Here is an 11,647-nt window from a genome sequence, read left to right as displayed (position 1 = left end):
TGCGAATCGTCCGGCGGCTTATCTACCAGCCGGGTCGCTGCCCGCGCCGCTGAAGCTGGTGGACAGGCCACTCAGTGCGCCTTGGCTTGCCTGATCCTGACCAGGATCAGCGCCAGGATCGCAATCGCCAAGGGCGCCATGCCGAGCATCGCCGGCCGTGGGTCGATCTCGACGCCGAGCAGGTGCACGCCGGAATAAACCAGCTTCAGCAGATTCAACAGGTAGTAGGTGATGGCGATGATCGACAGGCCTTCCACGGCCCGCTGGATCTTGATCTGGGCGTCGGCGCGGGCGTTCAGGCTCTTGAGGATTTCCGCGTTCTGCTCCTCCATTTCCACCTGCACCCGGGCCTGCAACAGGTCGCCCAGGTTGGCCACGCCCTTGGCCAGGTGCTCCAGGCGTTGTTCGGTGGCGGCGCAGTAGCGCACGGTGGGCTTGAAGCGCCGCTCGATAAACACTCCCAGGCGCTGGCAATCGCCGAGATGGCTTTCCCGCAGTTCGCCCAGGCGCTCGAACACCAGTTGCGCGTAGGCCTGGATGGCGCTGAAGCGATGACGGGTTTTCGCGGTGTTGCTGACCAGCTGCGCCGAGAGGCTGGAGATATCCGCCAGCAGGGCCTTGGCGTCGCCGCTGCCGGCCTCGGCGTTGCGCTCCGACAGGCTGACCAGGGTCTTGTCGAAGGCATCCAGTTGCGCGCTCAGGTGCTTGGCCGTGGTCAGGGACAACGAGGCCATCATCCGGTAGGTCTCGATTTCCAGCAGCCGGCGGATCATCCGCCCCTGGCGGTAGGCATTGAGGCGTCGGTTGATGAACAGCAGGCGGTTGCTGCCGTCTGCGGCGAGCCGGAAATCGCTCCAGACCAACGCATCGCCGCCGCCCACGGACGAGCCGCAGGGGTCCTTGAAACCGTAGTCGGCAAGCTCCAGGCCGGCTTCGCCGCGCACCACGATCTGCACCGAATTGATCAACTGCCCGCGGTGCGGCTCGATCCGCTCCGCCAGCGCCGCGGGCAGCGAGGTCCAGCACGGTTCGCCGTCGGGCGCGGCGACCACCAGGGTCAGGGTGACGAACTCGGCGTGGCGCTCCCACTTCAGCGGGTGGCCGTCGAGCCGGGTAATGCCCTGGGCGGCGTGCGGGTCGAACGGCTCGGAGCAGCAGCGTTGCAGCAGGGCGTTGCACTCAGGGGCGTCGCCGAGGAAGGCCAGGTGGAACACATGGGCCGGCTCGTCGAAATACAGGGAAGGGCGGGCGTGGAGCTCGTTGTGCAGAGGTTGTCTTTGCGGGTGCATGGAGGCTGGCCGTGTTGGAATTGTTGTGGGCGCGTGCGATCGATGCCCGTGGACGACGGGCAGCGATTCGCGGCTATCGATGCTGGGACAGATGAGGTCCCCCGCGAGTCACCGCCAACCGGACAGGCGCCCTTAAACGCCCCGGCTTCTCTCTGGCGGCAACTGGAACAGCCCGAGGACCCTGATCGGCTTGCCGGCCACCGAGCTCCAGAACCAGCCGGAAACTGGCAGCGCCAGCAGGGCCGCGGCGTACAGGGTCCAATGGGCGTAGTGAGCGACGGCGCGGGCGAGGGCGGGCATGGTCTCGGGCTGGCGCGGCGTCGGGTGGGTCAGGCGCCAGTAGAGGCGCAGCGGGATGATGAGCAGTATCGAGCTGGCCAGGGCCTTGTGCAGGAAGGTCAGCTGGTGTTCGTCGTTGAGCTGTTGGCGGGCGTACACGGCGACCATGCCCAGGGCAAAGCTGCCCAGCCAGATCAGCGCCATCGCCCCGTGCAGCCATTTTGCCGTTGCTGTGTAGTTCAGGGTGAATCCGTCGTTCAGGCACCGCCGGCGATGACCTTGCAGGTTCGGCAGAAGCCCGGCGAAGGGGCCGGCGGGGATACTCTTGGTGGCGCGGATTAATCCGCGTCGGTCCGGGCTGGGCCGGGCCCCTCAGGTTGTGGTTGCAAGCCGCGATGGCGCACACGACAATGCGAGTCATTATCAGTCGCGAATTATTCCATCGTCATGCCCGCCAACGACTTGTCCTTACGCAGCGCTGTCAACGATCTGTATTGTGACCATCACGGTTGGCTCCAGGGCTGGTTGCGCAAGCGCCTGGGCAATACCTTCGATGCCGCGGACCTGACCCAGGACACCTTCGTCCGGGTGATCAAGGCGCGCTCCGCGCTGGACATCCGCGAGCCGCGCTCCTACCTGTCGATGATCGCCAAGGGCCTGTTGATCGACCTGTTCCGGCGGCGCTCACTGGAGCAGTCCTACCTCGAAGTGCTGGCGGCCATGCCAGAGTCCCTGCAACCGTCGCCGGAGGAGCAGGCGATTCTGTTCCAGGCCCTGATGGAAATCGACCGCCTGCTGCAAGGGCTCGGGCCTCGGGTCAAGCAGACCTTCATCCTGTCGCAGTTCAATGGCCTGACCTACCCGCAGATCGCCGAGCAGTTGGGCATCAGCGTGCGCACGGTGAACAACCACATGGCCAAGGCCATGGCGCATTGCTGCCTGATGCAGATCCAGTTGCAATGCCCATGAGCCTGCCCGCCGAAGAAGTGAAGGCCATCGGGGTCGCGGCGCAGTGGTACGCGCGGTTGCATTCGGGCACCGCCAGCGACGCCGATCGGGCGGCCTGGGACAGTTGGCTGGCCGCCGATCCGCTGCACTGCCAGGCCTGGCAACGCATGGCCGCGGTGGCCGAGCAGATGGCCAGCGTGCCGGGTGCCCTGGCGGCGCCGACCTTGAGCAAGGCCGGCAACCGTTCGCGGCGCCAGGTGCTGCGCAGCGCCTTGTTGCTGACCTCCGCCGGCACCCTGGGCTGGCTGGGCTGGCGCAGCCAGGCGGCGCAGGACCTGCTGTGCGACTACCGCACCGCGGTGGGCGAGCGTCGCGAGTTCCTCCTGGCGGACGGCAGCCGCCTGCTGCTCAACACCGACACCTCGGTCAACCTGCGTTTCGACGGGCGCCAGCGAGTGCTGGAATTGCTCTGGGGCGAGATTCTGGTGAGCACCGCGGCCGATCCGTCGCAGCGGCCGTTCAAGGTCGTCACCCGGCATGCCGAGGTGCTGGCATTGGGCACGCGTTTCATCGTCCGCAGCCAGGCCCGCGGCGGCGAGGTGGCGGTGCTGGAAAAAGCGGTGGAGGTCAGCGTGCCGGGCAGCGGTCCGGCGGTGCGTGTCGAGGCCGGCAAGCGCCTGGCGTTCGACGAGCGGAACCTGGGCCCGCTGCGCGGCAACGATGTTTCGGTCGGCGCCTGGCAGCAGGGCAGCATCATCGCCATCGACCGGCCGCTGGCCGCGCTGCTCGACGAGCTGGCGCGTTATCGTCCCGGCGTGTTGCGCTGGGACCCGGCCATCGCCGGGCTCAAGGTTTCCGGGGTCTTTCCCATCGACGACACCGATCTGGCCCTGGCGGCGCTGGAGAGCGGATTCGCCTTGCGCGTGACCCGCTACAGCCGGTTCTGGGTCCAGGTCGCCGGGGCCGATTCGCGCTGACGCCGTGCCCTGGAAAAAAAACAGGCGCGGCGCCTGCATTTTTTGTCCGCGCCGTTCGGCTCATCCCTCAGTGAATGTTTATTGACCATTGTGGGGGAGCAGAGCATGTCGTTGGGGAATACGCCGGGTCGTCTGGCGAATGCAGTGAAAGTCGCGTTGCTGGCGGCGGGCATGGCCGGCGCCTGTTCGGCGAATGCTGGCCAGGCAGCGGGGGCCGCGGCGCAACAGAGCCAGGTCCGCGCCTATGACATCGGCGCTGGCAGCCTGGTGGAGGTGCTGACCCGGTTTTCCAGCGCCGCCGGCGCGGCGATTTCGTTCGATGCGCGGCAAACCCAGGGCTTGCAATCGCCCGGGCTCAAGGGCGAGTTCGGGGTGGGCGAAGGTTTCGCGCGGATCCTGCGCGGCAGCGGCCTGCGCGCCGAGCCCCAGGCCAACGGCAGCTATGTGCTGCGGGCGATTCCTGCGCTCGGCTCGGCGCTGGAGCTGGGCGCCACCCACATCGACGGCCAGTTGCTCGGCGCGACCACCGAGAACAGCGGCTCGTACACCACCGGGGCGGTGACCATCGGCAAGGGCCAGCACTCCCTGCGGGAAACCCCGCAATCGGTGACGGTCATGACCCGCAAGATGCTCGACGACCAGAACCTGAACACCATCGACCAGGTCATGGAAAAGACCCCGGGCATCACCGTCTACGACTCGACCATGGGCGGCAAGTATTTCTATTCCCGCGGCTTTCGCATGTCGGGCCAGTACCAGTACGACGGGGTTCCCCTGGACATGGGCAACCTCTATGTCCAGGCCGACAGCTTCAGCGGCGACATGGCCTATTACGATCGGGTGGAGGTGCTGCGCGGCGCCGCCGGGATGATGAAAGGCTCGGGCGGCACCGCCGGCGGTGTGAACTTCGTGCGCAAGCGCGGCCAGGGCACCCCGCAGACCGAGGTCACGCTGTCGGGCGGCAGCTGGGACAACTACCGTGGGCAGGTCGACACCGGCGGCCCGTTGAACGAGTCCGGCACCTTGCGCGGACGCGTGGTAGTGGCCGAACAGAGCCGGCATTACTTCACCGACGATGCCAACCGCAAGGACCAGGTGTATTACGGCGCGCTCGATGCCGACCTGAGCCCCGACACCACCCTCGGCCTGGGCATCGCCTATGAAGACGTCGACGCCAACCCGTGCTGGGGCGGCTTGCCGCGCTACAAGGACGGCAGTGACCTGAAGCTCAGTCGCTCGACCTGCCTCGATCCGTCCTGGAACACCTGGCGCAGCAAGCGCACCACGGTGTTCGGCGACCTCAAGCATCAGCTCAACGACGACTGGGCGCTGAAGGTCGCCGGCGTCTACACCAAGAACACCCAGGACATCAAATACGCCTTCGCCTCTGGTTCGGTGACGCCCGGCACCGACACCACCGGCATGCTCGGCAGCCTGTACGACTACGACCAGGTCGACTACGGCCTCGACGCCTACCTGGACGGCAAGTTCACCGCCTTCGGCCTGCAACATGAGCTGTTGCTGGGGGTCAACGGCAGCCGTTCGGACAAGGACGACTTCTACTCGGTGGCCTTCTTGCCGCAGCGACAGAACGTGTTCGACCCGGACCGGCATATCCCCGAGCCGGACGACAGCTACTTCAGCGAGCGCTCGACCCGCGGCGGCCCGGTGAAAAGCGTCACCGAACAGCAAGGCTTGTACTCGACCCTGCGACTCAAGCTGGCCGAGCCCCTGACCTTCGTGGTTGGCGGCCGCGTGAGTTGGTACCGCTCGAAAACCGATTCGCTGTTCATTCGTTCCGGCACCTCGGAGCACGCCCGAAGCACCGAGACCGGGCAGGTCACGCCGTTCGCCGGGCTGTTGCTGGACCTCAACGACAACCTGACCGCCTATGCCAGCTACGCCGAGATCTTCACGCCCCAGGGCAACTACCGCTCGCAAAGCGGCTCGACGCTCAAGCCGCTGGTGGGCCAAAGCTACGAGCTGGGGATCAAGGGCGAATGGTTCGACGGGCGCCTGAACAGTGCCTTCAGCCTGTTCCAGACCGTGCAGAAGGACCAGGCACAGACCGACTACAACTCCAGCTGCCCGTCCTCCGACGGCTACTGCTACCTGAACTCCGGCAAGGTCCGGGCCCAGGGTTTCGAAGCGGAAATCAGCGGCGAGGTCATCGAGCGCCTGCAACTGCTGGCCGGTTACACCTACACCCAGACCAAGACCCTGGACGACATCGACAGCAGCCTCAACGGCGCCGCGTTCAACAGCTATGTGCCGCGCCATGTGCTGCGCCTGTGGGGCGACTACGCCCTGGGCGGCGCGTTCGAGCGCTTCAGCATCGGCGCCGGAGTCAACGCGCAAAGCGACAACTTCCGGGTGTCCCCGGCCAGCAACGAGAAACTCACCCAGGCCGGCTACGCGGTATGGAACGGCCGCGTCGGCTACCGCATCGACGACACCTGGTCGCTGGCGCTCAACGGCAACAACCTGTTCGACAAGCGCTACTACGCCACCATCGGCACCGAAACCTTCGGCAACTACTACGGCGATCCGCGCAACTTCACCCTGACCCTCAAGGCGCGGTTCTGAGCCTCGGCCGATAAACAACGCCACTCTCTGAGTGGCGTTGTTGTCTGCGACTGGCTCAGCCGATCTCCACCCAGGGCCGATCGCTCCCCGCAGCCAGCAACGCCTCGACCGATTGCACGACAATCCGCCCATCCGCCGTGCCCAACGCCAGGTGCCCGTCGCGGGCGTCCATGGCGTAAATCAGGGTCGGCCAACCGTCGATACGCACCTTGGCATCGAGCCGTCGGGCGCCGCTGCGGGCGTCGATCAGCAGCAGGCGGCCATCGAGGAAGGCCGCCGCCACCAGGCCCGCTTCGGGCAGATGCGCCAGCGAACTGGGGGAGGCAGCGGTGGGGTGGCGCCACAATTCCTGGCCGGACGGCAACTGCTTGCGGTAGATGAAACCCTGGTACGGCTCGCTGACCGACGGGCTGTAGTGCCGGCCGGCGATGGCCACGCCGGCGCCCAGGGCGTCCTCGACGTAAGCGCCGCGACATTCCATGGCGTGGCTGGCGGGGGTGCGATCGGGCTTGAGCAGCGGCCACAGCCGGCGCACCTCGCCGTCGGGCTGGACGATGCACAGGTACTTGTGTTCGTGGGAGCTGGCCGGGGTGCCCTGGAGGGCGAACAGTTGCGGGGCGCCGCTGATGCCGAGGTAGTGGTTGAAGCAGTCGTAGTGGCCGATATCCAGGCGCCGGACGCTGTCGCGGGCCGGGTCGAGCAGGGTGTCGCCGGCTGTCGAGCCGGGGGCGCGCAGGCGGTTGCGGCGCCCCAGCAGGCGGCCGTCGGTGGACGCGGAAAAGGTGTATTCGTCGTCGTAGGCCCGCACCAGGACCAGGCCGTCGTCCGTCAGCCGGTACAGGCGCGAATCCCGTCGATAGGCTTCGGGGCCGTCCTGCAGCTGCACGCCGTGCACATGCACCCCGGCCCCGCGCAGGATCTCGGCGCCGTAGCCCGAGCCCGCATAGTGGGCAAGCCGGGTGCCGTCCGTGCCGTAGATGTCCAGCAGGCAATCGTCGTGGGTGACGCCGATCCGCTGCGGGCCGAGCCAGACGATGTCGCGGATCGCGCTGCGGCATTCCAGCGCGGGCACGCCCAGCCACTGGGCCAGGCGCGTCGTCGGCGGGCTCGGCTCGTCGGCGGGGCGTTGCGCGGCGGCGACGGTGGCGGCCGGGTCCAGTTCCAGCACCGCGGGCGTTTGCGCGGCCCACGCCGCGTCACTGTCGTCGGCCTGTACCCGGAACAGGGTGTCGAGGACCGCCGGCCAGTCGCTGTCGTCCAGGCCGTCCCATTCTTCGTTCCAGGGGCGGACCCAGGCTTCGATCCGCTCGCCGCTGGCGTCGTAGCGGCAGCGCTGCACTTCGGGAATATCGGCAAAAGGGCGGCGGTTGTGGCCGCTCTGCCAGTCCCAGACCACCAGTTCGCCCTCGAACAGATAGCCGCCGTCGTAGCTGCCGGCGCCGATCAGCAACCGCGGCAGGCTGGGGTGGAAATCCAGGTCGTTGATCGGCAGGCGCAGCTCGTCGAAGACCGCGAACGGTACCGCGGCGCCGCGTCGGTACAGGCCGACCCGATAGCGCAGCGCCGTACCGCCGTAGGCCGCCCGCGCGGGCGGGTTGATCAGCAAGGGAAATTCCGAGACCACGGCGGCGATATCGCCGGCGGGGTGGAAGAACGCGCCGGTGATCCTGCCTGTTGCGTGCAAGGTGGGGTCCATGATGCGGGTCATTGCGGCTTCCTGATTGACGGCCGTGTGGCGTGGCCATGCTACCCGCAGCGTGCCCACGCGCGGAAGCATTCGTCGGCGCGCTGGTTTCTTGATTGGCGTCAAGCGCGGCGGCGGGCGGCGGCGCTAGGCTCGCCTTCCATCCATGGCTTGTGGGGCCCGGGGACGCATGATCTATCCGTTGCTGCTTACGCTGCACCTGTTCGCCGCGCTGGTGTTCATCGGCACGGTGTTCTTCGAAGTGCTGTTCCTGGAACACATCCGAAAGCAACTGCCCGCCAAGCTCATGGTGCTGCTCGAACAGGGCATCGGCCGCCGTGCGCGGACGCTGATGCCCTGGGTCCTGCTGACGTTGTTCGGCGCCGGCCTGGGCATGGTCTGGGCGCGCTACCTGCCGGTGCTGGCGGCGCCGCTGGCGTCGTCGTTCGGCACCTTGCTGCTGCTGAAGATCCTGCTGGCCGCCAGCGTGCTCGGGCATTTCCTGGCGGCCATGCTGCTGTTCAAGCGCGGGCGCATGAATGCCCGTTACTCGCACTTCATCCATCACAGCCTGTTCGGCCACATGGTGCTGATCGTGCTGCTGGCCAAGGGGATGTTCTACCTGAGCTGGTGAGCCGCCGACCTCACGTTTGATGCAAGTCAAGGAGCCCCGGGCGTTAACGCCGGACACTGGCCCTCCATCGCCAGTCCCGGAGGCTTGTCATGCCCGATCCACTCCAGCACCGCCGCGAGCCGGGCCTGCGCCGCGATCAAGGCGTGCTCGACCCCAACTGCCACGCCGACACGCGTAGGTTCCATGCCGGCATCGGCTCGCTGGACCTGCTGCGCGCCTTGCGCAGCAGCCGGCAGAAACATCGGCCGCTGTCGCTGAACGTGCAGTTCCCGAGCCGTGGGGCGGGCCTGGCGGACGAACACGCCGCCGACGAGGCTTACCTGCGGCGCCTGGCGCGCGAGATCGAGCTGGTCGGCTGCCACCTGGGGCCGGAGCAGCGCGTCGAGCAGTTCCACCTCGGCGGCGCCACGCCCGGCGCGGCGCATCTGCAACGCCTGATGCAGCAGCTGCGCCAGCGCTTCCATTTTCTCGACCACGATTGCGGCGACTACAGCATCGAGGTCGACCTGCACCGCACCGACTGGGCGACCATGGGCCTGCTGCGCGAGCAGGGGTTCAACCAGGTCTGCATCGGCGTGCCGGACATCGGCGCCGACTGCGAACGGTCAGAGGCCTGCTACCAGAATCCGGCGCCCATCCACTCGCTGATCGATGCCGCGCGGACCTTCGGCTATCGCTCGGTGAACGTCGACCTGGGGTACGGCCATGCCTGGCAGACCCCGGCGAGTTTCGCCAGCAAGCTGGCGACCCTGATCGAGCTGGAGCCCGACCGCCTGCTGGTGTTCGACTACGCCCAGCCGCCGCTGCGCTATCGGCGCCAGGGCCAGGCCGGGCGTCGCGAACCCTGTGCCCCGCAGGCCAAGGACGCGATGCGGCGGATCTGCTTCGAGCACCTGCTGGCAGCGGGTTACCAGTACATCGGCCTGGGCCAGTTCGTGCGCCCCGACGACGACCTGATGCTGGCCCAGGAGCGCGGCAGGCTGCGGCGCAACTGCCAGGGTTTCACCTGCCACGGCTATTGCGACCACGTGGGGCTCGGACTGGGCGCCATCAGCCAGTTCGACGAGCTGTACACCCAGAACAGCGAGGTGGAACACGACTATCAGCAGCAACTGGACCTGGGCCAGCTGGCCACCTGTCGCGGCTGGCGCTGCGAGGCCGCGGACCGGGTCCGGCAGTTGGTGATGGAGCGCCTGGCCTGCGACCTGGAGCTGGACATCCTGGCCATCGAAAGCCGCTACGGGCTGATCTTTCGCCAGTATTTCGCCGGCGCCTGGCGGCGTTTGCAGCAGCTGAGCTGGAGCGGCCTGGTGGAACTCTCGGACCGTTTCATCAGCATCCTGCCCGCCGGCCGGCCGGAAGTGGACAGCATCTGCCAGCTGTTCGAGGAAGACCTGAACAGCCCCGGGCAGGCCTGCGCCCGGGAATGCATCGAGCCGGACAGCGAGCGCTGAGTCGAGCGGTCGCTGTGCGCTTGACGGCGATCAAGTTTGCCGGCCGGGTGGCTTGTCGGGTCGCGCGCGGCGCCTTAGCGTGGTGCCGAACCCCGCCGTCGAATCAGGTAGCCCATGGACCTCGGACACGCTCGCGAACCCTTCTACCAACCGCTGGACAATGAACAGGCGCTGTTCGAGCAGGCCTGGCGGCATGGCCTGCCGGTCCTGATCAAAGGCCCCACGGGCTGCGGCAAGACCCGTTTCGTGCAGCACATGGCCCATCGGCTGAACCTGGCGTTGCACACCGTGGCCTGCCACGACGACTTGAGCGCCGCCGACCTGACCGGCCGCCACCTGATCGGCGCCCAGGGCACCTGGTGGCAGGACGGGCCGCTGACCCGGGCGGTGCGCGAGGGCGGCATCTGCTACCTCGACGAAGTGGTCGAGGCGCGCCAGGACACAGTGGTGGTCCTGCACCCCCTGGCCGACGACCGTCGCGAGCTGTTCCTCGAACGCACCGGTGAAGTGCTGCGGGCGCCGCCGTCGTTCATGCTGGTGGTGTCCTACAACCCCGGTTACCAGAACCTGCTCAAGGGCCTGAAACCCAGCACCCGCCAGCGCTTCGTGGCACTGCGCTTCGACTACCCGGCGCCGGCCGAAGAAGCGTGCATCGTCCAGCGCGAGGCCCAGGTCGAGGCGGCCCTGGCGGCGCGGATCGTTGGCCTCGGGCACGCCCTGCGACGCCTGGAACAGCATGACCTGGAGGAGGTGGCCTCGACCCGGTTGCTGATTTTCACCGCGCGCATGATCGCCGCCGGCATGACCCCGCGCGAGGCGTGCCGGGCCTGCCTGGCCGAGCCCCTGAGCGACGACCCGGCGACGGTGGCGGCGCTGATGGACGTGGTCGATGTGCACTTCGGCTGAGCCTGTCGCGGCCCCCGGACGACGCTTGCCGGGGGACCTGGCGATGTGGTTGTTCATCCTCGCCGAGCTGTCGGTGTTCGCCTTGTTGATCCTCGCGTTCGCCGTGACCCAGCAACTCAAGCCGCAGCTGTTCGCCGCCAGCCGCCAGTGGCTCGACACCTCCACCGGCCTGGCCATGACCCTGAGCCTGCTGGGCACCGGGCTGCTGGCGGCGCTGGCCCTGGAGCGGGTCCGGCGGGCCCGGCCGCGCTCGGCGGCGACGCTGTTGCTGGCGGCCTTGCTGGTGGCCGGCGTCTACCTGCGGCTCAAGCTCGGCGAATACCGGCACCTGCTGGAGCTGGGACTGGATCTTGCGCACGACACCTTCTTCACCCTGTACTGGGTCCTCACCGGTTTTCATTTCCTCCACGTGCTACTCGGCCTGCTGATGCTCGGCTGGCTGGCTCACGGCTGCCTGCGCGGGCGCTACGGCGCCGGGCGCCAGGCGGGCTTCGAGTCCGCGGTGCTGTATTGGCACATGGTGGACCTGGTCTGGGTGCTGCTGTTTCCGCTGGTCTACGTTCTGGATTGACGAGGTGGGCATGTCCGCGCGCGGTTTCTTGTTGGTCTGTTGGGCGGCCCTGGCCGGTCTCAGCCTGGGCACCGTCTGGCTCGGCGGCTGGGCCCGCAGCGGCGCGCCGGGCTGGCCGCTGGCGCCGCTGATCCTGCTGCTGGCGGTGGCCAAGGCCTGGCTGATCGTCGACGGTTTCATGGAGCTGCGCCACGGGCCGCGTCTCTGGCGCGGGCTGTTGCTGGGCTGGGCGGTGCTGCTGGCGTTGCTGCTGGGCCTGCTCCTGCTGGGCTAATACCCGAGTAAAACCATCGGAGTTTCTTGATCGCCATCAAGCGGG

At 67.7% G+C, this 11,647-nt stretch carries 11 protein-coding genes; 8 read left to right on the top strand and 3 right to left on the bottom strand.

Going from position 1 to position 11,647, the window contains the following annotated elements:
- Positions 1-71: 71 nt before the first annotated feature.
- Positions 72-1,289: a DUF3422 domain-containing protein gene (locus tag BTN82_RS17145; protein ID WP_075120312.1), complete on the bottom strand. Its 1,218-nt coding sequence runs from the start codon at positions 1,287-1,289 to the stop codon at positions 72-74.
- A gap of 132 nt (positions 1,290-1,421) precedes the next feature.
- Complete coding sequence (locus tag BTN82_RS17140) at positions 1,422-1,811, bottom strand: cytochrome b (protein WP_261792994.1); 390 nt, start codon at positions 1,809-1,811, stop codon at positions 1,422-1,424.
- Between the two features lie 204 nt (positions 1,812-2,015).
- Between BTN82_RS17140 and BTN82_RS17135 the strand changes: the two genes are divergently transcribed.
- The 3 genes from BTN82_RS17135 (at position 2,016) to BTN82_RS17125 (ending at position 6,079) form a co-directional block, all read left to right on the top strand.
- Positions 2,016-2,537, top strand: coding sequence for a sigma-70 family RNA polymerase sigma factor (locus BTN82_RS17135; RefSeq protein WP_075120310.1), 522 nt, complete (start codon positions 2,016-2,018; stop codon positions 2,535-2,537).
- A complete protein-coding gene (locus tag BTN82_RS17130) occupies positions 2,534-3,493 on the top strand; it encodes a FecR domain-containing protein (RefSeq protein WP_075120309.1) in 960 nt (319 codons plus the stop codon). The genes BTN82_RS17135 and BTN82_RS17130 overlap by 4 nt, the downstream gene beginning before the upstream one ends.
- Positions 3,494-3,598: 105 nt before the next feature.
- A complete protein-coding gene (locus tag BTN82_RS17125) occupies positions 3,599-6,079 on the top strand; it encodes a TonB-dependent siderophore receptor (protein ID WP_075120308.1) in 2,481 nt (826 codons plus the stop codon).
- Positions 6,080-6,134: 55 nt separating this feature from the next.
- Here BTN82_RS17125 and BTN82_RS17120 read toward each other — a convergent pair whose 3' ends face one another.
- Positions 6,135-7,787: a hypothetical protein gene (locus BTN82_RS17120; RefSeq protein WP_075120307.1), complete on the bottom strand. Its 1,653-nt coding sequence runs from the start codon at positions 7,785-7,787 to the stop codon at positions 6,135-6,137.
- A 166-nt stretch (positions 7,788-7,953) separates the two neighbouring features.
- Between BTN82_RS17120 and BTN82_RS17115 the strand changes: the two genes are divergently transcribed.
- The 5 genes from BTN82_RS17115 (at position 7,954) to BTN82_RS17095 (ending at position 11,602) form a co-directional block, all read left to right on the top strand.
- The gene (locus BTN82_RS17115) at positions 7,954-8,397 is read left to right on the top strand and encodes a CopD family copper resistance protein (RefSeq protein WP_075120306.1); all 444 of its coding nucleotides are present in this window, start codon (positions 7,954-7,956) and stop codon (positions 8,395-8,397) included.
- A gap of 89 nt (positions 8,398-8,486) precedes the next feature.
- Complete coding sequence (locus tag BTN82_RS17110; RefSeq protein ID WP_075120305.1) at positions 8,487-9,851, top strand: hypothetical protein; 1,365 nt, start codon at positions 8,487-8,489, stop codon at positions 9,849-9,851.
- Between the two features lie 114 nt (positions 9,852-9,965).
- Positions 9,966-10,757 carry a CbbQ/NirQ/NorQ/GpvN family protein gene (locus tag BTN82_RS17105; RefSeq protein WP_075120304.1) on the top strand — a complete coding sequence of 264 codons (792 nt, stop codon included), beginning with the start codon at positions 9,966-9,968 and terminating at the stop codon, positions 10,755-10,757.
- Positions 10,741-11,328 carry a cytochrome c oxidase subunit 3 gene (locus BTN82_RS17100; protein WP_075120303.1) on the top strand — a complete coding sequence of 196 codons (588 nt, stop codon included), beginning with the start codon at positions 10,741-10,743 and terminating at the stop codon, positions 11,326-11,328. The genes BTN82_RS17105 and BTN82_RS17100 overlap by 17 nt, the downstream gene beginning before the upstream one ends.
- Positions 11,329-11,338: 10 nt before the next feature.
- Positions 11,339-11,602, top strand: a complete 264-nt coding sequence (locus tag BTN82_RS17095; RefSeq protein WP_075120302.1) for a cytochrome C oxidase subunit IV family protein — start codon at positions 11,339-11,341, stop codon at positions 11,600-11,602.
- The last annotated feature ends 45 nt before the right edge of the window (positions 11,603-11,647 follow it).

Source organism: Pseudomonas chlororaphis, from assembly GCF_001921865.1.
In the GTDB taxonomy this organism is placed as follows: domain Bacteria; phylum Pseudomonadota; class Gammaproteobacteria; order Pseudomonadales; family Pseudomonadaceae; genus Aquipseudomonas; species Aquipseudomonas chlororaphis_D.
This window is presented reverse-complemented; position numbering and strand designations above follow the sequence as displayed.